This window comes from Bacillus sp. MUM 116 (assembly GCF_001866655.1).
Classification (GTDB): domain Bacteria; phylum Bacillota; class Bacilli; order Bacillales; family Cytobacillaceae; genus Neobacillus.
Genome location: NZ_MLYR01000078.1, coordinates 22,446 through 43,656 on the forward strand (window position 1 = coordinate 22,446; position 21,211 = coordinate 43,656).

Below are 21,211 nucleotides of genomic sequence, written 5' to 3' on the forward strand. Positions count from 1 at the left end.
TACAACAATTTATTTGCATATTGGACCAGTTTATTTGCGAATCAAAAAATTATCTTCCAAGTACTCATTTTTAAACACGAACTTGGCCCGTTCCCAATACCAACGCTTTCGTTGTCGTTATAGCCTTCAGTCCCATCGGACCGCGAGCATGCAGTTTTTGTGTACTGATACCTATTTCCGCACCGTAACCAAACTGTTCCCCATCGGTAAAACGAGTCGAAGCATTATGGTACAAAACAGCTGCATCCACTTGTTTGAAAAATAATCCAACATTTTCAGTGTTTTCGCTAATGATTGCTTCTGAATGCTTTGTTCCATACCGATCAATATGGTCGATTGCTTCTGCCACATCCTTGACCAATTTTATGGCCAAAACAGGCGCTAAAAATTCAGTTCCCCAATCCACATCTACAGCCTCTTTGACAAACGAATATTCGCCGCATAAACGCTCATCTCCACGTAATTCAACACCCTTTTCATGTAAAACGTTCAAAAGCTCGGAAACAAATGGCCATTTTTCATGTATCAACAGCGATTCTGCCGCATTGCAAACAGATGGGCGGTGCAGCTTGGCATTTACTGCAATCTCTACTGCCATTTTTTCTTGTGCCGTTTCATCAACCAACACATGGCAGTTGCCTACGCCCGTTTCAAGGACAGGAACGGTTGCATTATGAATGACCGATTGAATTAATCCAGCCCCTCCGCGTGGAATCAGTACATCAAGATATTGATTTAGCTTGAACATTTGTGCAGCCATTTCTCTGCTTGTGTCCTCCAACAACTGCACCGCATCTGACGGAATTTTGGAACCAGCAAGTGCCCTTTGCATGACTTCAACTAGAGCTTTATTAGAATTCAGTGCAGAAGAACTTCCCCGTAACAACACGGCATTTCCTGCTTTTAAACATAGACTTCCAGCATCAACCGTCACGTTAGGTCTTGCTTCATATACCATACCGACGACACCAAGCGGCACCCGAACGGTCCTAATCTGCAAGCCGTTTGGGCGCTCCCATGATTCAATCGTTTCTCCAATCGGATCCTCTAACTCTATTAGCTGACGAATCCCATCCACAATCCCGTCAATGCGATCTCTTGTCAAAAGCAAGCGGTCCAATAATGATTCTGAAAGACCTTTTTTGCGACCAGCTTCGATATCTTTTGCATTCTCTTCTAAAATCCAATCTTTTTCGTTTAGTAAACAGTCCGCCATTCTCCCCAAAGAAGCGTTTTTATCCTCAGACGACAGCCCCCCTAAGACTTTTGCTGCATTTTTTAGTTTGATTGCTTTTTCAATTAGTTCACTCATACTTCCGCTTCCTCCTTTAAAATCGCCACCCAATTATCACGATGGATAACTTCCGCCCTTTGATTAATAGAAAAATTCTTCGAATAATCACCAGATAATCCTTTTACTTTTTGTAAAACTTCAGAAGAATAATAGATTTGCCCTTTACCGATGGTTTTCCCTTTAGCGTTTCGGACAATGACAACATCAAAGGGGTTAAATTTACCTATCACCTTAGTCACACCAACAGGAAGAAGGCTTTTTCCAAGTTGTACAATAGCTTTTTCTGCTCCTTCATCGATTTCAATCGCACCGCTGACAGGTGAATGATAAGCAATCCACTGCTTTCTCATTTGCATTTGCGTTTGGAAAGGACCGCCAATATAGGTTCCATTGCCTTTTCCTTCTAAAATATCGACAAGCTTCTCTTTTCCTTTGCCAGTTCCTACAAATACACTGACTCCGAGGGAAAGGGCTTTTTTCGCGGCCAGCAGTTTTGATTTCATTCCGCCTGTTCCCACTGATGATCCAGAATCACCTGCCACTCCAAGAAGTTCATCTGAGACTTCCGCAATAAAATGATATTTTTTGGCATCCTTTGATTGCTTCGGATTCCCGTCATATAGACCATCAACATCGGTTAAAATCATTAAAGCATTTGCATGTAAAAATCCGCTGACCAGCGCTGATAACATGTCATTGTCACCAAATGTTAATTCCTCAATGGAAACCGAATCATTTTCATTGATGATTGGCACAGCACCTCTTTGCAGTAGTTCATGGATGGTTGAAAAAAGATTGTGGAACCGTTCTTGGCTGTAAAAATCTTCACGAGTGATGAGAATTTGTGCTGGGATTATCTTTAACTCTTGAAATAGTAAATGATAATTCTGCATTAATAACCCTTGCCCGACAGCAGCAGAAGCCTGTTTTCCTGCTGTATTTTTCGGACGGACCGGATATCCGAGTGAGGAAAATCCAGCCGCAACGGCTCCCGATGATATAAGAATCACGTCATGGCCTTGTTCTTTTAATAGGGCCAATGCATGTACATGATCGTACATTTTTTCTTTTGAAATGACCCCGGAAGCATCAGTTAACGAACTGCTTCCGATTTTCACAACGACTAGTTGTTTTTTCATACCTGTTAGACCCTCCTTTTTAAAATAAAAGGCTGTGTTAAACTTGTTTGTTGATTTCCGCTCCAATCAACAGGGTTAAAAAATCAAAATGTCCTTTAACACAGCCAAATAAAAAAAACGATTCTTCCGCCCTTAGAAAAGGACGGAAAAATCGTTTCCGCGGTACCACCTTTATTGGTGCCAAGCACCCAACTCAAAGCCCGTAACGAGGGATACGACTTATGTTTACATAAGCAGTTATTTAGGGGTAGGTTCAACTATCTTTCCGTGAGAAACCTTTCAGCCATCGGGTTTCACTCTCTAACACGTTCCAAAAATTTACTAGTCCCATACTTTTCCGATTTCAAGATTTATTAGATATTATCCAAATGAAATCACAATTTGTCAAGACTGTTTTTTGAAAATTTTAATTTGTTGTTCTTTTAAAAACTTCCTTGAAAATATATGGCTTAAAGAGAATCGTTGGTGGACTAAGCAAATTCATAACTTTTATTAAATCATCGTAAATTTTTCTGTTTTTTGCGGAGAGCAAAAAAATTTTTTTTACATACCATTGCTGAAATTTCAGTCCAAACGGTTTCTTCCCCTTTACTTTTTCATAGCGAAAATCCTCGCAAAGAACCATGGACCAGACTGGAGCAACGATTTTTGCTAATTTCTTCTGTAATATATTTAGGTTCTTCTGTTTTGGAGATGCTTCGAAAAACTCCCTGATTGCCAGTGCTTCCAAGGCTGCGACACTCATCCCCTGCCCGAATACGGGGTCAACCCGACAAAAAGAATCACCTGCGACTAGCAGTCCTTCCGGAAGGTCTACATGATCAAACCTTCTCCAGACAATATGGGGAATTTGATAGGTTTTCGTTTCAGTTAAGGATTTACCGTCTTTTAATTCTTGTGCCAAATCAGGTAAAGCCAATTTTTCTGCGTATTGCAAGAATCCTTCTTCGGTTTTTATTTCCTTTGTGTCAATTTGATTCAAGTAGCCTATTAAAGTGACAATATATTTTTGATTCTCGACTATTGATAAAGTACCGCCCAATTTTTGTTTTGGGGGTTCAGGATAAATAAGCTTCAGTTTAAAATCTCTTTCTCTTTCCGCTAATTCAAATTGTCTCGTTGCATAGCAAAGCCCAATTTCAACTTTTTCCTCTGATATGTTCTTACCCATTTTTTGTATACACGATTTCGATAATAAGCCGGCACCACTTGTGTCAATGATGATATCGGCTGTAAATGTTTCTTGTTTCGTTAAAACACCACATACTCGGTTTTTTTGCATTAGAATGTTTTCCACTTTAACTCCGTATGTATAGGTAACATTTTCAAGCAGATTGATTCTTTCTTCCACATAGGACTCCAGTAATGGCCTTGTTTGAAGCAATGTGGTTAATTCAGTGCTGTAACGCTGCTTCCAAACTCCATAATGAAACCAAGCCATTTCCTGGACGGAATCAATTTTAATTGAGCCACGAGAAATCATATCCTCTTTAAAGCCGGGGAATAAAATCTCCATAGCCTGGTCTCCAGCTTGAAGTAAGACATGAATTTGATGGGCTTGTGAAACACCAGGACGGATCTCTTTTTTCTGATTTGGTTTTTCATCTTTTTCTAGTATTTGTACATTTGTAAAATGGGGAGCAAGTGCCGCGGCAACGAGTTTACCTGCCATTCCCCCGCCAATGATGATCGCTTTTATGTCTTTGTTCATTTATGACCTCCGCAGAAGGTATTTATATGTTTATTTTAATCAAGGTGGTATTTTAAAAGGTTAATTTTATTTTCCACTTAAGCCTATTTATTTGCCAATCTGCCTTTAAAATAAAAGCCCCCGGCCAAAACCAAGAGCTCTTACTTAAATCTATTAAATCGACACATCCCCAATCGCAATCCCTTAAAAGAAACTCTCAAAAGTTAGTACCCGGTACCTTGACCGCCCGTAATAATCGCAATACTTGAGCTTGCACCAATTCTGGTTGCACCTGCTTGAATCAGCGTTCTCGCCGTATCTAAATCTCTTACGCAGGCAGAGGCTTTCACACCCATTTCCGGCCCAACCGTCTCACGCATCAGCTTAATATCTTCAGCCGTTGCACATCCCGGTCCAAAACCAGTAGAAGTTTTTACAAAATCAGCCCCCGCCATTTTTGCTAGAATACAAGCTTTTTTCTTCTCTTCCGTCTCAAGAAGACCGGTTTCGATTATTACTTTTACCGGAGCATGGCCTTTTGCGGCTAAAACGACGCTTTCAATATCCTTTTTCACGGTTTCAAACTCGCCTGATTTCAGTGCTCCGATATTGATAACCATGTCAATCTCCGTTGCCCCGTTCGCAATCGCATCACGTGCCTCAGCGACTTTTACAAACGTGCTTGTTGCACCGAACGGGAATCCGACAACCGTAGTGACTCCAACCCCAGATCCTTTCAATTCCGCGGCTGCCGTTGATACCCAATACGGATTCACACAAACAGTAGCAAAATGATGCTCTTTTGCTTCATTACATAGCTTAATAATTTGTTCCTTCGTACTTTCCGGTTTTAATAGAGTATGATCAATCATCCTGGCTACAGCAGGTCCCGTGATAATGGATGATGCGGAACCTTCATTATTGCTAACATTCCCTGAAATGACGGGTTTCGCTTCTTTTAATTCTCCCTTATTGGTTAATTGTTGTAATATTTGATTGGTAATTTGTTCGACTAATGCTTCAATTTGCATCGTGCTCACCCCATCTTATTATAATCGATCAACGATTCCGGCGATCACAGCATCAAAGGCTCCCTTTGGGTCTCCTAAAATCTCCCGTGCCGACCCGCCTTCTTCAATGACAAGAACATAATCGCCAACCCCAGCCTGAAAATGATCAATTGCAATCATTGCATCACCGCACTCTTTTCCATATGCATCCACCGGTATAACGACCATGAGCTTCTTATTTTGATGACTGGGTGTTTTAATCGTTGAAACGACATTCCCAATGACTTTTGCCAGTTTCATTATTTTGCAGCTGGAAGGATTTTTTCAATATCCGAGTGTGGACGTGGGATTACATGCACGGATAAAAACTCGCCTACGCGTTGTGCTGCATCAGCACCGGCTTCGGTTGCCGCTTTAACGGCACCTACATCACCGCGAACCATTACCGTAACCAAACCGCCGCCAACCTGCACTTTTCCTAATAATGATACATTTGCGGCTTTCGTCATCGCGTCTGCAGCCTCAATTGCCCCGACTAAACCTTTTGTTTCAATCATACCTAATGCGTTGCTCATCTATTATTCCTCCATTCGCTTTTCCACATTGTAAAATTCAATCATTCCCATTATCCCTGCATCCGAAGGGATTAAATCTTTTCCAAGCGGGATGGAAGACTCCTTACTTTTTGCCAGGTAAACGAGGTCTCCCACACCGGACTGTCCTATAGTATCGATAGCCACAAGTGGTTTTCCTTTATCATTCAACCCTTCGTCAACTGGCTGTACAATCATCAGTTTTAAACCTCTTAAATTATCATTTTTATGGGTGCAGATTAAATTCCCAATCACTCTGGCTACGAACATATTAAAAACCTCTTTCTAACGTCCTAAGAAGCGACTTTCTATCTCCATGATTTTCGTTACTCGACGATCATGACGGCCACCGGCGAAGTCTGTCTCAAGCCATGCCTTCACTAATTGCTTGGCAAGACCTTCACCGATAAATTGCCCGCCAATTGAGAGAACATTGGCATTATTATGCTCACGGCTATTGATCACAGAGGATAAATCCCAGCACACTCCAGCACGGATTCCGGGAATTTTATTCAAAACCATACCGCTGCCAATCCCGACACCATCAATCATAATGCCCACATAGTCTGGGTTCGTGGCAACGGTTTCACCAACTAAAAAAGCAATATCAGGGTAATCAACTGATTCTTTAGCATGGCAGCCAAAATCGAGATATTCATAGTCTAAATCGGTTAAATATTCTTTTAATGATTCCTTTAGTTCGTATCCACCATGGTCACAGCCTATTGCAACTTTTTTCATTCCTAATGTTCTCCTTTAGCAAATACATCAATGATTCCGTCAAACGACTGGGACTTGAAGGTTCAAAATGCATATCTAACAAGATTTTTAATATAGCTTACAATCGGTGCTTCCAGGTTGAGTCACCTTATTCAGCTTTCGGTAACATTCCGTCTACCTCACTGTTTGGACGTGGAATCACGTGTACTGAAAGAAGTGTTCCAACACGCTGTGCAGCCTCGGCTCCTGCTTCGGTTGCAGCTTTTACAGCACCGACATCCCCGCGAACCATAACTGTAACAAGACCGGCTCCGACAAATTCTCTTCCGACTAACCTTACGTTTGCAGCTTTCACCATTGCATCCGCTGCCTCAATAGCACCGATTAATCCCTTTGTTTCGATCATTCCTAATGCTTCTTGACTCATGTTTATTCCTCCTATTTGGACCGCTGAATTTGATTTTTTCTTTTTAGTCGTTTCTTTTTACCCACATCTTGTAAATCTGGCAATCAACTTCACCACACTAGATAATTATTAATCCATCTACTAAAACACAGCGGCGCTGATTAAACGTTTTGGCAGAGGTAAATCCCTAAACAGTTGGTCTGGCGATGGTTAAGGCTATGAATACATCGGATTCGAGAGGAAAAATATCTTCAGGTTCAGCATTGTCAGTTTTAGAGCCTAGTTGCAAGAGAACTTCTCAACCATTTTCTTAATATCGTATTCGGTAATCTGCAAAACTATCAACCTCCTTTGACGAAAGTTAGCGACCCTTCTATTTCAATTTGATCGACAATCCCCACAATTGCTGCATCAACCGGGACACCATTCGTGATATCTGTTTGTCTAGCCGAACTACCACTTACAACCAAGACAACCTCGCCTTCACCCGATCCTACTGTATCAATCGCCACAAGCGTTTTACTATCTTCTTTGAATGTTTTGATATCGAGTGGTGTGACAATCAGGAGCTTTTTGCCGACTAATTTCTCTGCTTTGGTGGTGGACACAATTGTTCCGACCACTTTCCCAATGATCATTACTTTACCCCTTTCAAAGATTGATTTTGATGTTAAATTCTTTAGTGAGGTTTATGGTAACAGGGGTTACCTTGCTTTTTGCAGTAATAGGTACATATTTTGATGTTTGTAAGGAAGCTTTTACAGCTTCCTCAACAATCGCTAGTATTTTTTCCTTATCTATTTCGGTCAGCACTCTCCATTTCGAGTAATGCCTTTGCTGTATATTGATCCGTAATCAGGATATTGGCATAACTGCCTGTTAAAACGCCGTAAATACCGTCAATTTTGGATGCTCCGCCAGCTAGGAGAATCCCATATTTTTTTTCGGATAAATCCATGGGTTCAATTCCGACTGTACGATCATTCAAATTGTCATTACATATTCGACCATTCCGATCAATAAACCGGGAACAAATATCTCCAACCGTCTTATTTTCCCTTAAGATTTCAATATCACTGTCGAAAAAATAGCCTGCTTGCATCAATGTCGATTGCTCGCCCGGTTCTCCAACTGTATAAATGGCAATATTGGCCTTTTTCCCAAGCTGCAGTACTTTTTTTACATGCCGGTCAGCCACAATCGCCTCTTTGACAACAATCGAATCGACAATCGCCGGTACTGGTAAAAAATGAGGGGTTGTATTAAAAGCATTTGCCAAGCCATTAACAATTTCAGCTGCATACGTATTGGACTCTGAATAACTAACCCCACCGTTCAGTTGGACAATGGTAACATCCTTGACATTCTTCGGCTGCATTTTTTTTACTAGTTGATATAAAGTGGTCCCCCATGTTATTCCGATTGTATCGCCACTTTCAACAATCTGATAAAGGTAATTGGCTGCTGCCTCTCCCAGCTTTTCCTTTATTAACGGATCCTCAAAGCTTGCTACGGGGGTAATAACGCAGTGTTTAAGCCGAAACTTTTCCATCACTTGCTGTGCAATTTGTTCCACATCTTCTTCTGGATTATAGATTTTAATTTGGACAATGCCCTCTTGTTTTGCTTGGACTAGCAGTCTGGAAACGGTGGGACGTGATATACCTAGTCTCATTGCAATATCCTGCTGGCTGTAGTCTAATTGATAATACATTTTAGCGACTTCCACCAAGCGCGAAATTTTTTCATCCGCCATATGTGATTCTCCTTTAATTTATTCAAAAAGAAAACGTTTACATTTCAAATGAATTTTGAAATTATGTGAAATTTTTTTTGAACTTTTGTTAATTTTATTATAACTTACCATTTTTTACTGTCAATTGAATCTATCGGAAAATTCCGACATTATCGAAAGATATTGAAAAAAATCCTACAATTACATGGTAAGTGTCTATAAAAGTCTGCCCAACAGAAAACACCCGTAATCCAAGGAATACGGGTGCAAACTCTCATCTTATACCAGTTTATTAAGTGCTTCCGTTAATGTTTTTACAACAAACTCCAAATCTTCCACTTCAATATTTAATGGTGGTGAAAGGGTTAAAACGTTATTGTAGCCAGCAACGGTTGCACCGTTTTTGCCAATTAATAGTCCCTTCTCTTTACAGCCTGCTATAACCTGATTCACTAGCGCAACATCCAGCGGTTCTTTTGTTTCCTTATCCTTCACTAATTCAATCCCAATTAAAAGCCCTTTACCGCGGACATCCCCTACATATGGATTATTTTGCAGCAAGTTCCTTAAATCATTTAAGAGATTTGCTCCCAAATCACGGGAACGGTCAAACAATTTTTCGTTTTCCATGATTTCGAGATTTTTCAGTGCCAAGGCACAAGCTGCCGGGTTACCGCCAAATGTATTGACATGGCGGAAATAATCATATTCCTCCGTGCCTTTAAATGCTTCATAAATTTCTTTACGAACAGCTGTTGCTGACAATGGGAGATAGGCACTTGTAATTCCTTTTGCCATCGTAATGATGTCAGGCTTCACGCCGTAGTTCATAAATCCAAAAGGCTTACCGGTCCGGCCAAATCCGCAAATAACTTCATCCGCGATTAGGAGGGCACCATGCTTTTCACAGATTTCTTTCGCCGCCTTCATATATCCATCCGGTGGAACGAGAATTCCCCCGCCAGTAATGATTGGTTCCATAATCATTGCTGCAATCGTTTCACTCAGTTCCCAAGTCATCACCTTATCAATATCCTTTACGGATTGCAACTCATGCGGATCTGACACATTTGTATTATCTCGGTATGAATCCGGTGGAGCGATATGAACAAAACCTGCGGAAAGCGGTTCGTATTTGTATTTTCTTTGTGCCTGGCCAGTTGCCGCTAGAGCTGCTCCTGAGTTTCCATGGTAAGCGCGGTAGCGGGAAACAATCTTATAACGGTTGTAATCACCCTTTTGCTGATGATATTGACGGACAATCTTGAATGCGGTTTCATTTGCTTCTGAACCGCTGTTGGAGAAAAAGATAACATACTCATCCCCAAGTATTTCATTAAGCTTTTCTGCCAGTTTAATAGCTGGAACGTGACTTTGTGAAAGCGGAAAATAAGCCATTTCCTTTAATTGCTCATAGGCTGCTTCAGCTAGTTCCTGTCTTCCGTAACCAACATTCACACACCATAAACCTGCCATGGCATCTAAATAGCGGTTTCCTTCCGTATCGGTAATCCAAGAACCTTCACACTTTTGTGCCACGATAGTTGCTTTCGGATTATAAGGCTTCATCGCATGCCAAAGATAACGATCATCCTGCTCGAGTAATGTTTCTTGAGAACCGCTTGTTTGAACCATTCTACGCTCACTCCTTTTTGTAACTATACAATATATTATTCATCACCAAGGGTCATAGAGAATAATGCCCCTGATCTTTACGTAAAAGTTTTCAAATTAGAATCTGGAAGTAATCATCTTTTTACGAGTATAGAAGTTTACTCCGTCTTTTCCGTTTACATGCATATCCCCGTAGAAGGAATCCTTCCATCCTGAGAATGGGAAGAACGCCATTGTCGCTGGAACACCAACGTTGATGCCAAGCATACCTGCTTCTGCCTCTTCACGGAATTGACGTACAGCTTTTGCATTATTCGTATAAATGCTTGCACCGTTTCCAAATCTCGATTTACGGATATAATCCAATCCTTCATCTAAATCATTAGCTCGAAGGAGACTTAGGACCGGACCAAAAATTTCTTCTTTCGCAATAGTCATATCAGAAGTAACATGATCAAAAATAGTTGGACCCAAGAAATTGCCTTCCGGGAATTCGCCCATTTCCCTGCGCCCGTCCCTGATAAGGTCTGCACCTTCTTCGACGGCTTTTTCAATATAGCCGAGAACCTTTTCACGGTGTTCCTTACGGATAACTGGAGTTAATAGTACCTCATCATCCATTCCGTTCCCGATGATTAATTCATCTGCTTTTTCTTTTAATGCTACAATAAACGGTGCATTGTCACCAACAACAACAACTGCACTACATGCCATACAACGCTGGCCTGCACTTCCGAATGTGGAACTAATGACATTTTGAACAGCCTTATCTATATCGGCATCAGGCATCACGATATGGTGATTCTTTGCACCTGAAAGGGCTTGGACACGCTTACCTTCTGCAGCAGCACGCTCATAAACATATTTAGCAACAGGCTGTGAGCCAACAAACGAAATCGCGGCAATGTCCTTATGTTCGAGTAAGCCATTCACTACATCATGTGCACCATGTACAACATTTAAAACCCCTTTAGGTGCGCCTGCTTGAGTAAATAATGCTACTAATTTATTCGATAATAGTGGAGTACGTTCTGATGGTTTTAAGACAAATGTATTACCGCAGGCAACTGCGAGCGGGAACATCCAAAGCGGTACCATCATTGGGAAATTAAATGGAGTGATTCCTCCAACTACTCCTAATGGATAACGGAACATTTCTGAATCAATATCTTCAGCAATCCCTGATAACGATTCACCCATCATTAAAGTTGGTGCACCTGCAGCGAATTCCACACATTCAATTCCGCGCTGAACCTCACCATATGCTTCTTTGTAGGCCTTGCCGTTTTCCAAAGTAATTAATCTGGCAAGTTCTTCATGATGATCAGTTAAAAGAGTATGATATTTAAAAAGGATTCTTGCTCTTTTCGGAACAGGGACATTTTTCCAAGTTTTAAATGCCTCTTTTGCTGCAGCAACGGCTTTTGCAACATCTTCCTTTGTAGAAACCGGAACTTTGGCAATCACTTCGTCAGTCGCTGGATTTGGAACATCAAGAGTTTGTTCGCTGTTAGAGCTGACCCACTCACCGTTAATATAATTTTTTAATACTTCAGTATCATTTTTGGTTACGCTCATGTTTTGGCCTCCTTATTTTAAATTGAAATTTTATGAATATTAAAAATCCCTATGCGTTAATTATCGCTCATTATTAAAAGGCTTTCATTAGACAAAGTGTAAAATTGGAAGCATTAATTTTTCAACATTGTGAACACTCTTCTAAAAAATATTCGAACATAGAAGTCTAACGGGCCTTATATTCTTTTTGCTGCCCTGATGGGGCTAAATAATCTTTTACGAGAATCATAAATTCAATCGCGACACGTTTTTCATGATCCATGAAATCCGCACCCAACAAGTTTTCAAGCTTTTGGAGACGATGATAAAGGGTCTGCCTTACGATAAAAAGCTTGTTTGAAGTTTCCTGTTTCGACCCGTTACATTCTAAATAGGCTTTCAAAGTTTCTAGCAGCTTACCATTGTATTTTTGGTCATAGTGTATAACGGGCTGTAAATATTCTATGACAAGTTCCTGTAAATCAATATGTTTGTTGATTTGCGAAATAAGTCGATATAAATGTAAATCCTCATAAAAGGTGTAGAGTTGCTTATTGGTCATTTCCTGATGAATTCTTACTGTTTCCTTTGCAGTAAAATAACTTTTATGTAGTTCACTAAGAGATTCGACAAACTTACCGGTTCCAATGAACATTTTGGAATTGCCCTGTTTTTTCATAAACTCCGATTCATAGATGGACTCAATTGCCTTTTTGATTCGTTCTTTTAAGTTCTTTTTCGTTCGATTATTTAACAAAATAAACACCAAGGTATTCCGTTTTTCAACAGAGAAAACGGCAAACCCATTTTGTTCGAAAACAGAGCGGAATAAAAGCTTTAAATAGGTTACATCTTGACTGGATTTTTCCTTCACGGCTGAAACTTTTGCAATTAAAGCCACCGCGTCGCTTGTTTTCGGTCTTATGCTTTGTTCAAGTAAATATTCGTTAATCCCTTCCTCTGAATGTTCTCCGTCCAGCCACCCTTGGAGCCATTCAAATTCTTCGACACGCTTTTTCTCCTCCACATACAAATCCCTTAATAAATGCTGTGCCAAAGCTGTTGCGGTACGATCTAATATCAGTAAATCGAATTCACTGATTGGAAGTTCGGGCGAAAAAAGATATAGCTCGGCATATTCCTGCCCAAATAAGTGAATCGGAGCATAGGCAAAGTGATGATTCGCAAGCGTCTTTGCTCCTTCCAATTCTTTTATTAATGTCTTTTGTTCATCACCATTGATTTCAGGAACAAAATCATATTCCTGATTTCTTAACCGGAAAATAATTTGAACATCTAAGGTAGAAAAAATAAATTGGAGGATATCCTCATATGTTTCAATGGATAAAAGCCGTTTGTTCAGGCTTTGTGAATAGTTTTCTAAATCGGAAATCATCCGATATTGTTGGTTAATCATCACGGTGTGGATATCCTGTGTAATCTCAACAAATGGCACTTCTTGTTGAAAAGCAATGATGGGGAAATGATGCTGATTAGCGATTTCAATCACTTTTGTTGGAATTTCCGTTAAATAAGTTCCTAACTCGATGCAAAGGCCAGTTGCATTATTTTCAATTAATTGTTCTACCATGGTGAAAAATAGGTGGTCTTCCTGCCAGGCAACACCAGTTGATAATATAAGTTCCTGTCCGCTCAATAAGTTTCGAATACTTTTTACTTCCACAACATGAACCCATTTTACAATTCGTTGCAGCCCTTCTGCACCTGCAACCACTAAAGCATTCTGGAAGTGTTTTCGCCGCAAAATATCTGAGACCTTTAGCTGGAAATTTTCTTTCATGTATCTGGCCCCTTTTTATGTATTCATTCCATTGGCTGTGTTAAAATTTCCCATTGAATTACTCTCAATAAGCACCTTTAACAGAGCCATTCATTATAAAAAAGGATTGGCGTCAAAACCAATCCTCATTTATTTTTTTCATCATTGATTTTGTTAAATTAGCAAACTTGAAAAATACTTTCTCGCATTAGCATTACCAATTAAAAGTGTTTCGGTCTTGTTTTCTTCAGGATGAACAAAATCTACGGATGCACCATTTAAATGTTCATTAACTCGATGAATACGAAAACCTTTTTGAATAAGATAATCAATTTTATCTCGTTCATCTAGAAACTGCTGATGCTCTGACATGATATCCCTCCGATTAAATGCTATACTCTATCATTCTACAAAAAGCCCATTGTTTCCTTCCAAAAAAATATCGAATCTGCAATTGCTTGATCAAACAATTACAGATTCGTAAATTTATTTTAGTTAATTGGCAGAGACTCGTTTTGATTTACAGGTGTATTGTATTTCGCTCTTTTTAAAAATTGGCCTGACCCTGGTTTAGCAACCAACTGCTTATCGCGGACGACAAATTCTCCGCGAACCATTACAGAAACAGGTTCACCTGTAACCTTCATACCCTCAAAAGCATTATAATCAACTGCCAAATGGTGGGTTTCTGCGGAAATGACCCGTTCAACATTTGGATCAAATATGACGATATCGGCATCTGCTCCGACTGCAATCGTCCCTTTTTTCGGGAAAAGGCCAAATAGTTTTGCTGCCCTTGTGGAGGTGAGCTCAACAAATTGATTTAAGCTGATTCTACCCTTCTTAACTCCCTCAGAGAACAAAATGGATAGTCGATCTTCAACAATTGGTCCACCATTTGGAATTTTTGAGAAATCACCAAGACCCAATTCTTTTTGTCCCTTAAAATCAAACGAGCATTGATCAGAACCAAGTGTCTGTAGCTCTCCATTTTTCAATGCATTCCAAAGCACTTCTTGATTCCACTTTTCCCTGAGCGGCGGTGACCAAACATATTTGGCGCCCTCAAAATTTGGCTTTTCTATATAGCTTTGGTCAAGAACCAAATATTGTGGGCAAGTCTCACCCCAGACATTAAAGCCTTTTTTTCGTGCTTCAGCAATTTGCTCAACTGCATCGGCACATGTCACGTGTACCACATATAATTGCGAGTTTGCCAGTCCTGCAAGCTTTGCTGCACGGCCTGTTGCTTCCCCCTCCAATTCCTGCGGTCTTGTTAATGCATGGTAAATCGGATCGGTATTTCCTTCGGCGAGCGCTTTTTTCGTTAAATAATCAATGACATCGCCGTTCTCGGCATGAACCATTACTAAAGCACCATGCTCTTTTGCGAAGGCAAGTGTACGGTATAATGTTTCATCATCTGCCTGCAAGACATTTTTATAAGCCATAAATACCTTAAAGGAGGTAATTCCCTCTTCATTAATGACTTGCGGAAGCTGGGAAAGTACATCATCATTAATTTCGCCGATCATTATGTGAAACCCATAATCAATGACTGCCTTATCTCCTGCCTTTTCATGCCAGGTTTGAATCGCATTTTTTAATGGCACACCTTTATCGGTTAAACAAAAATCAATCACGGTTGTTGTTCCGCCAAATGCCGCGCCAATTGTACCGGTTTCAAAATCATCTTTTGTAACCGTACCTCCAAAAGGCATATCGAAGTGGGTATGCGGGTCAACTCCTCCAGGGAATACATAACATCCATTTGCATCAATAACTTCAGCACCAAGTGTTGGGAGATTCGTACCAATTTGTGATACCTTTCCATCTTCGATTAAAATTTCCGCTCGAAAGATATCAGAAGCGGTGACCACTGTTCCATTTTTTATTAATTTTTTCATTGGAATATCCCCCTATTTAATATCAACTTTACATTCCGTAGCGGCATTTAGTGCTGCTTGGCGTTCATTCCATGTCATTGACGGCAGTTCGTTTGGAACTTCAATCATGTCGATTGCCCCATCAACCGGGCAAACAATTGAACATAAATTACATCCGACACAATCCTCTTCTCGCACTTTCAAATAGCCTTTGCCATTTGCATCCGTCAGCATATCAATGCATTGATGGGACGTATCTTCACAGGCGATATGGCACTTATTACAATTGATACAGACATCTGAATTAATCCTGGCAACAATATTGTAGTTAAGGTCCAAATTACCCCAATCCGAATATTTAGGAACGGATTTTCCAACAATTTCACTGACTGAAGCAATTCCCTTTTGGTCTAAATAGTTACTTAAACCTTCAATCATGTCCTCAACAATTCGGAAGCCGTGATGCATGGCAGCGGTACATACTTGTACACCTGTTGCACCCATCAGTAAGAATTCGACCGCATCCTTCCAATTCGAGATTCCGCCGATTCCAGAAATAGGCACATTTATTCTTGTACGGCGGGCACATTCAGCTACCATGTTAAGGGCAATTGGTTTAACCGCAGGGCCGCAATAGCCTCCATGGGCACCCTTACCGGCAACATGCGGTATCGTATTCCACGTGTCCAAATCGACCCCGGCCAAACTATTGATAGTATTGATCATACTGATGGCATCTGCTCCACCCTGAACAGCCGCTTCTGCTGTAGCGGTAATATCCGTAATATTGGGAGTCAGTTTAACAATGACCGGTGTTTTCGCCACTTCTTTCACCCAGAAGGTTTGACGTTCGACAAGGGCCGGCACCTGCCCTGAAGCAGAACCCATGCCGCGCTCTGCCATCCCGTGCGGACACCCGAAGTTTAATTCCAGACCGTCAACCCCGACATCCTCTACACGCTTAACAATTTCATGCCATTTTTCCTGTTTCGGCTCGACCATTAAGGAAGCAATGATCGCATGATTCGGGAAGCGTTTTTTCGTTTCATAGATTTCCTTTAAATTGACAACCAGTGGCCTGTCGGTAATCAATTCAATATTATTAAACCCGGCCACCCTTTGTCCGTTAAAGCTGACAGCTGCAAATCTTGAAGACACGTTCAAAATCGGGTCACCCAAAGTTTTCCAAACAGCTCCTCCCCAACCGGCCTCAAATGCCCGCTGTACCTGGTAGCCGGAATTTGTAGGAGGTGCCGAAGCAAGCCAGAACGGATTTGGAGACTTAATCCCCGCAAGATTAATTCGTAAATCTGCCATCCTTTTTACTCCCTTCTATTTTCCAAAATATAAATCTATAAACGATTAAACTGTACCGACAGCAGTCAATTGCTTATGAATGGCATAGGCAGACCGTTTTCCTTGCTGGGCCGCGGTAACCACCATTGCATCACCTTTTCCTTTACCGAACACAATATCACCGCAGGCAAAAATTTTCGGATTTGATGTTTGGAAAGTTTCCGGATTAACCTGCACAACTCCGCCTTTATGTTCCAATCCAAGTGCTTCTATTAAAGGCAGATGCCTTGTTTGTCCAATGGCTTTTACTACCGCATCAACCGGCAGGACATATTCAGAGCCTTCAATTGGAATTGGACTGCGGCGGCCGTCCTTTTCCGGTTCGCCAAGCTCCATTTTTATGCACTCAATACCGGTTACCCTGCCGTTTTCTCCAAGGATTCGTTTTGGTGCCGTCAGCCAGCGGAACTCGACTCCATCCTGTTTGGCAAACTCATATTCAAAGTCATAAGCGGACATTTCCTCTTCTGTTCTCCGGTAAAGAATTTTTACATTTTCAGCACCTAAACGGACGGAACAAGTAGCGCCATCGATGGCGGTATTCCCGGCCCCAATAACGACCACACGTTTTCCAACAAAATCATTCGATAACCGCCCGCTTTTTGTTGCTTTTACAAATTCGATTGCATCATGAACACCATCCACTTCTTCCCCTTCAATCCCAAGGTTCGGAACATGTGCCATCCCTGCTGCCAGAACAATCAAATCGAATTTTTCGTTTAAGTATTCAGGGGACACGTCTCTGCCCACCATTGTGTTTGTCTTAATTTTTACATTTAATTTTTCAACTTGATGGACTTCCCAGAAGGAAATGGATTGTGGTAAACGGAAGGAGACAATCCCGAAGGTGTTCAACCCGCCCGCTTTTTCTTCCGCTTCGAAAATCGTTACATCATAGCCAAACCGGGCGAGTTCTCTTGCAGCTGATAATCCTGCAGGGCCGCCGCCAATCACGGCAACTGTTTTTCCGTTAGATTCTCCAGGCTCAAAAAGTGTTTGTTCATTTTGAATCGCCCAATCGGTTGCATATCTTTGGAGGTTTCCAATCATGATTGGCTTAGTGGAGTGGTTAAGGACGCATGCACCCTCACAAAGCTCTTCAGTTGGACATACCCTTGCACAGCTGGCGCCGACAGGGTTGGAGGACATAATTGTTTTTGCTGATCCAAGCAAATTTCCAGAGGCAATTTTTTTTATAAATGTCGGGATATCAATCCCGGTTGGACAGGCCTTTATACACGGGGCATCATAACAATAGAGGCATCGATTCGCCTCTTCGACCGCCTCACGATTCGTCAGGGCCGGTTCTACCTCTTGAAAGTTCTTTTCAAGATTGATTAAGGAAATACGCTGTAACTTTTCACTTGCCAATGAGAAACCCTCCTTATATAAATAGGATTCTAGTAAAATGTAAGCGCTTTATATTTGTCGTTTTAATAGATTTCGGAAAAAATCAACCTCCTTTTAAAAACATTACAGAAAATTCTGCACCTTAATCCTTATTTTACAGACCGGAAAATAGTATTGCATTACACAAACTGTAAAATAGTGTAAGTTAATTATTAACCATTATGTAAAATGAATTTTCTGATCGTATTGAAAATAGTAATATTGTTGATTCTGGCAGGATGAAAAGTGAACAAAAATGTGAGGGGGAATTCTTGTCTAGCTTTTTTGAATACTTACCCAATTTAACATAAACTATTTAAAAATTTTGTAAAAATTACTCGAATGTAAATTTTTTTCTTTAATAGGAGACTTAAGCTAAAGAAATAAAAAATCTTTATTTTTGCACATTTCTATTAATAGTAAACTACTAATTAATGAATTTATCTTCCCTATAAATTAAAAAAAGTTTCGACAGTATCAGAATATTGTTGGAAAGTAAAAAAGTGCCTAGAATTATTTAGGTCACTTTTTAAAAACATTATTAATTTTCCTTCATTACCATTCCGCTTCCGTAACGGTTCGTTTTGCTGAAGTTTTACTGCAGCCTGTTAACTCCTTTGGAAAAAATTCAATTGAAACAAAATTAGCATTCCTATAAAAGACACGACTAAACAAAAATAATTTTACATTTATAATTGAACTTGAAATTGGTCCAATAAATAATTCGCAAGATTTTTGGAATCGAGACGGACAGCAACGAAAGGTGGACGAATGTCGATTCCCGCTTCCATCGGTACTCCCAACCATAAAATTCTTTCATCAATGATCAAGAAGGGGAAAGACGGGTCATTCATGAACCATTCGTCAGCGGAAAGCTCTGTCCATCGCCTTGAAGATAAAATTTTCAATTGAACGTGTTTACTTCGGGTGTTTAATTTCTTCCGCCAAAGCTCAGGCAAAACGGTATGTTTCGGTAACGAAATGAAAATGGAATAATTCGCCTTGTCGAGATCCTTAAAAATTTTTTCCAGCTTTAAAGCATGCACCCACTGCAACCTGGGAAGTTGATGCTGAATCCACTTCCCAATCTCCCTTTGGGTAATCGTTTGATCATGATTTACCTGGTATTCGACCAATTGCCTTAAGGTCTTACCAGAATAAACATGCTTGCGGATAAACGCTTGATTACTGACATGTATGAATTTCCCTTTTGTTCTAGTAATGGCTACATTAATCAACCGTTCACTATCTTTGCCGATTAATAGCATTCCTGCCCGTTGCATCGGCCCGCTGTCAACCGTATCAAACACCATCACATCTCTTTCGCTCCCTTGAAAGCGATGAACGGTTGCTGCGATGATATCGGCTGAGCTCCGTTCCGTTTGATATAAATCATCTAATAGAAGCTCCATTATATTTGCCTGGGCACGGTATGGGGTCACATAGCCGATTGATTTAGCCCCGCCTAAATAGGATTCATGGATCAACTGGAAGGATATAAATAGCTGCCATAAATTTATACGGGATTTGGAAGTCCGTTCTGTTATACAGTAAGCACCTGCATAGCTGGCATCTATCAATACAGATGCTTTTTGCGGGAACGGTGCTTGATCAACAATTTGATTGCGGCTTTTCAGGACACTGTCATGATCCCCAACAAGCGAGTGATAAATAAACCGATTTGTAAATGCAGAAATATCAGGATGCATTCTTCTTTGTTCTTTTAATAAAAATAAATGTGGATGCAGCTGTCCATTGTTTACCAAATTAGCAACACCTGAGCGATGAAACACATCCTCCCTTAACCATTTCTCTACTAAAGAATCACGGCTTGAGGCAATCGGGGGCAATTGTTTAAAATCGCCGCAAATAATGACGTGTTTTCCCAATGCTGCCGCAAAGGCAGCCTGTGGTACATAGGCCATGCTCGCTTCGTCCAAAATGACGACATCAAAGTCCATTTCATATATCGCAGCATCACTGGCCGCTTTTGCAAGTGTTGTACCAACAATCATTGCATCCTTTACAAACTGTAATTCTTTTTGACGAATTTTTTCCAATACCTTGGCAATCTTTGCTTCAAGCTCTAATAATTGAGCAGTATCTCTTTTACTGAATGAGTGGGCCAAGTCTTGTTTCAACATCTTCCGTTCTTCCATTAAGCCATTTTTATTTTCTGCAAGTCCAGGGTCCTGTTTTTCGATTAACTGACTGGTGGTCAGGGCATGTCCATTCGCCATGCCTTCACCAGAATGGAATCCATAGCGGAGGACATCCCCTTCTCGGAAACGCTTCATTTTAATAATAAAGCTTGAAATTTCGCTAATTAATACGTTTACAGCCTGGTTGCTGTGTGAAAGAATCAGGACTCTTTTTTTCTGAAAATATTTATTCGCTGCCACTCTCGCCAGTGTATAGGTCTTCCCTGTACCAGGCGGACCCCAGACAAAGGTAACGGGATTATATTTGGAGCGTAAAACCAATTCATGAACATTACTTTTAATTTTATCGACGGGATGCTTGGCAGGCATCGAAGGATCCATTAACCTTTTTACTCTAAGGCGTTTTTGTTTGCTTTTTTTGATTTGATCCAAACGTTGAATCAGCTGTTCCAATAATTCCCACGGATCATGAAATAAAAAAGCCTCTGAAATAACTTCACCCCATGACTGTTCCAAGGCTATTATGATTCCTCTTCCCTCTGATGATAAAATCCTTCCGTTTTGTTTTAATTCTCCCCATTCGAGTCTAATCGACGATCCAACAGGAATTTTTAATGGGTTTAAGGTATCGAAATAATAGCTAAAAGCCCTGTCATTGGTTAAAATGCGTCCATTTAAAACAATCAGCTTATTACTGCCGAACTTTTTTAAATAGTTGATTTCATTTTGGAGTGTCTGCTGCCATTCTTTTATAACTGTTGTTGTTGAACTCATTGCTTACATCCTTTTTATATTTAACTAAAGCTATTTTCGCATAGATTGTTGTTTTTCGTAAAAGTTCATCGTCCCGTATAACTAAATGCTTCGTGGCATCTTTTCG

The 21,211-nt window shown here is 40.5% G+C and carries 19 protein-coding genes; all 19 read right to left on the reverse strand.

What is annotated here, in order from left to right; all coding sequences use genetic code 11:
• Window positions 1-70 precede the first annotated feature (70 nt).
• Window positions 71-1,312 carry a glutamate-5-semialdehyde dehydrogenase gene (locus BIV60_RS18255; protein WP_071357137.1) on the reverse strand — a complete coding sequence of 414 codons (1,242 nt, stop codon included), beginning with the start codon at window positions 1,310-1,312 and terminating at the stop codon, window positions 71-73.
• Window positions 1,309-2,433 (reverse strand): glutamate 5-kinase, encoded by a 1,125-nt coding sequence (gene proB, locus BIV60_RS18260; RefSeq protein ID WP_071357138.1) that lies wholly within the window; start codon window positions 2,431-2,433, stop codon window positions 1,309-1,311. Before proB ends, BIV60_RS18255 begins: the two co-directional genes overlap by 4 nt.
• A gap of 406 nt (window positions 2,434-2,839) precedes the next feature.
• Complete coding sequence (locus BIV60_RS18265) at window positions 2,840-4,144, reverse strand: FAD-dependent oxidoreductase (RefSeq protein ID WP_071357139.1); 1,305 nt, start codon at window positions 4,142-4,144, stop codon at window positions 2,840-2,842.
• Window positions 4,145-4,347: 203 nt separating this feature from the next.
• Complete coding sequence (deoC, locus tag BIV60_RS18270; protein WP_071357158.1) at window positions 4,348-4,995, reverse strand: deoxyribose-phosphate aldolase; 648 nt, start codon at window positions 4,993-4,995, stop codon at window positions 4,348-4,350.
• A 177-nt stretch (window positions 4,996-5,172) separates the two neighbouring features.
• Window positions 5,173-5,433 carry a EutN/CcmL family microcompartment protein gene (locus BIV60_RS18275; protein ID WP_071357140.1) on the reverse strand — a complete coding sequence of 87 codons (261 nt, stop codon included), beginning with the start codon at window positions 5,431-5,433 and terminating at the stop codon, window positions 5,173-5,175.
• Window positions 5,433-5,708, reverse strand: coding sequence for a BMC domain-containing protein (locus BIV60_RS18280; protein ID WP_071357141.1), 276 nt, complete (start codon window positions 5,706-5,708; stop codon window positions 5,433-5,435). The genes BIV60_RS18275 and BIV60_RS18280 overlap by 1 nt, the downstream gene beginning before the upstream one ends.
• 3 nt (window positions 5,709-5,711) lie before the next feature.
• On the reverse strand, window positions 5,712-5,996 hold the full coding sequence (locus BIV60_RS18285; RefSeq protein WP_071357142.1) for a EutN/CcmL family microcompartment protein: 285 nt from the start codon (window positions 5,994-5,996) through the stop codon (window positions 5,712-5,714).
• A gap of 15 nt (window positions 5,997-6,011) precedes the next feature.
• A complete protein-coding gene (gene rpiB, locus BIV60_RS18290; protein ID WP_071357143.1) occupies window positions 6,012-6,467 on the reverse strand; it encodes a ribose 5-phosphate isomerase B in 456 nt (151 codons plus the stop codon).
• A 127-nt stretch (window positions 6,468-6,594) separates the two neighbouring features.
• A complete protein-coding gene (locus BIV60_RS18295) occupies window positions 6,595-6,873 on the reverse strand; it encodes a BMC domain-containing protein (RefSeq protein ID WP_071357144.1) in 279 nt (92 codons plus the stop codon).
• 320 nt (window positions 6,874-7,193) lie between these two features.
• Window positions 7,194-7,490, reverse strand: a complete 297-nt coding sequence (locus BIV60_RS18300) for a EutN/CcmL family microcompartment protein (protein ID WP_071357145.1) — start codon at window positions 7,488-7,490, stop codon at window positions 7,194-7,196.
• A gap of 155 nt (window positions 7,491-7,645) precedes the next feature.
• Window positions 7,646-8,608, reverse strand: a complete 963-nt coding sequence (locus BIV60_RS18305) for a DNA-binding transcriptional repressor DeoR (protein ID WP_071357146.1) — start codon at window positions 8,606-8,608, stop codon at window positions 7,646-7,648.
• Window positions 8,609-8,866: 258 nt separating this feature from the next.
• Complete coding sequence (locus tag BIV60_RS18310; protein WP_071357147.1) at window positions 8,867-10,222, reverse strand: aspartate aminotransferase family protein; 1,356 nt, start codon at window positions 10,220-10,222, stop codon at window positions 8,867-8,869.
• Between the two features lie 96 nt (window positions 10,223-10,318).
• The gene (locus BIV60_RS18315) at window positions 10,319-11,779 is read right to left on the reverse strand and encodes a CoA-acylating methylmalonate-semialdehyde dehydrogenase (protein WP_071357148.1); all 1,461 of its coding nucleotides are present in this window, start codon (window positions 11,777-11,779) and stop codon (window positions 10,319-10,321) included.
• A gap of 166 nt (window positions 11,780-11,945) precedes the next feature.
• On the reverse strand, window positions 11,946-13,559 hold the full coding sequence (locus BIV60_RS18320) for a PucR family transcriptional regulator (RefSeq protein ID WP_071357149.1): 1,614 nt from the start codon (window positions 13,557-13,559) through the stop codon (window positions 11,946-11,948).
• A 153-nt stretch (window positions 13,560-13,712) separates the two neighbouring features.
• On the reverse strand, window positions 13,713-13,910 hold the full coding sequence (locus tag BIV60_RS18325; protein ID WP_071357150.1) for a hypothetical protein: 198 nt from the start codon (window positions 13,908-13,910) through the stop codon (window positions 13,713-13,715).
• A gap of 119 nt (window positions 13,911-14,029) precedes the next feature.
• Window positions 14,030-15,445 (reverse strand): dihydropyrimidinase, encoded by a 1,416-nt coding sequence (hydA, locus tag BIV60_RS18330; protein ID WP_071357151.1) that lies wholly within the window; start codon window positions 15,443-15,445, stop codon window positions 14,030-14,032.
• Window positions 15,446-15,457: 12 nt separating this feature from the next.
• A complete protein-coding gene (preA, locus tag BIV60_RS18335; protein ID WP_071357152.1) occupies window positions 15,458-16,741 on the reverse strand; it encodes an NAD-dependent dihydropyrimidine dehydrogenase subunit PreA in 1,284 nt (427 codons plus the stop codon).
• A 45-nt stretch (window positions 16,742-16,786) separates the two neighbouring features.
• A complete protein-coding gene (locus BIV60_RS18340; protein WP_071357153.1) occupies window positions 16,787-18,151 on the reverse strand; it encodes an NAD(P)-dependent oxidoreductase in 1,365 nt (454 codons plus the stop codon).
• Window positions 18,152-18,858: 707 nt separating this feature from the next.
• Entirely contained in the window at window positions 18,859-21,105 is a 2,247-nt protein-coding gene (locus tag BIV60_RS18345; RefSeq protein ID WP_071357154.1) for an AAA domain-containing protein, read from the reverse strand.
• Window positions 21,106-21,211 lie beyond the last annotated feature (106 nt).

Bases quoted from the DNA above. Each gene is read 5' to 3' on its own strand.
- BIV60_RS18280 (WP_071357141.1), bottom strand. From the start codon at position 5,708: ATGAGCAACGCATTAGGTATGATTGAAACAAAAGGTTTAGTCGGGGCA.
- BIV60_RS18255 (WP_071357137.1), bottom strand. From the start codon at position 1,312: ATGAGTGAACTAATTGAAAAAGCAATCAAACTAAAAAATGCAGCAAAA.
- hydA (WP_071357151.1), bottom strand. From the start codon at position 15,445: ATGAAAAAATTAATAAAAAATGGAACAGTGGTCACCGCTTCTGATATC.
- rpiB (WP_071357143.1), bottom strand. From the start codon at position 6,467: ATGAAAAAAGTTGCAATAGGCTGTGACCATGGTGGATACGAACTAAAG.
- preA (WP_071357152.1), bottom strand. From the start codon at position 16,741: ATGGCAGATTTACGAATTAATCTTGCGGGGATTAAGTCTCCAAATCCG.
- BIV60_RS18320 (WP_071357149.1), bottom strand. From the start codon at position 13,559: ATGAAAGAAAATTTCCAGCTAAAGGTCTCAGATATTTTGCGGCGAAAA.
- BIV60_RS18300 (WP_071357145.1), bottom strand. From the start codon at position 7,490: ATGATCATTGGGAAAGTGGTCGGAACAATTGTGTCCACCACCAAAGCA.
- BIV60_RS18275 (WP_071357140.1), bottom strand. From the start codon at position 5,433: ATGAAACTGGCAAAAGTCATTGGGAATGTCGTTTCAACGATTAAAACA.
- BIV60_RS18345 (WP_071357154.1), bottom strand. From the start codon at position 21,105: ATGAGTTCAACAACAACAGTTATAAAAGAATGGCAGCAGACACTCCAA.
- BIV60_RS18285 (WP_071357142.1), bottom strand. From the start codon at position 5,996: ATGTTCGTAGCCAGAGTGATTGGGAATTTAATCTGCACCCATAAAAAT.
- BIV60_RS18325 (WP_071357150.1), bottom strand. From the start codon at position 13,910: ATGTCAGAGCATCAGCAGTTTCTAGATGAACGAGATAAAATTGATTAT.
- deoC (WP_071357158.1), bottom strand. From the start codon at position 4,995: ATGATTGATCATACTCTATTAAAACCGGAAAGTACGAAGGAACAAATT.
- BIV60_RS18295 (WP_071357144.1), bottom strand. From the start codon at position 6,873: ATGAGTCAAGAAGCATTAGGAATGATCGAAACAAAGGGATTAATCGGT.
- BIV60_RS18265 (WP_071357139.1), bottom strand. From the start codon at position 4,144: ATGAACAAAGACATAAAAGCGATCATCATTGGCGGGGGAATGGCAGGT.
- proB (WP_071357138.1), bottom strand. From the start codon at position 2,433: ATGAAAAAACAACTAGTCGTTGTGAAAATCGGAAGCAGTTCGTTAACT.
- BIV60_RS18310 (WP_071357147.1), bottom strand. From the start codon at position 10,222: ATGGTTCAAACAAGCGGTTCTCAAGAAACATTACTCGAGCAGGATGAT.
- BIV60_RS18305 (WP_071357146.1), bottom strand. From the start codon at position 8,608: ATGGCGGATGAAAAAATTTCGCGCTTGGTGGAAGTCGCTAAAATGTAT.
- BIV60_RS18315 (WP_071357148.1), bottom strand. From the start codon at position 11,779: ATGAGCGTAACCAAAAATGATACTGAAGTATTAAAAAATTATATTAAC.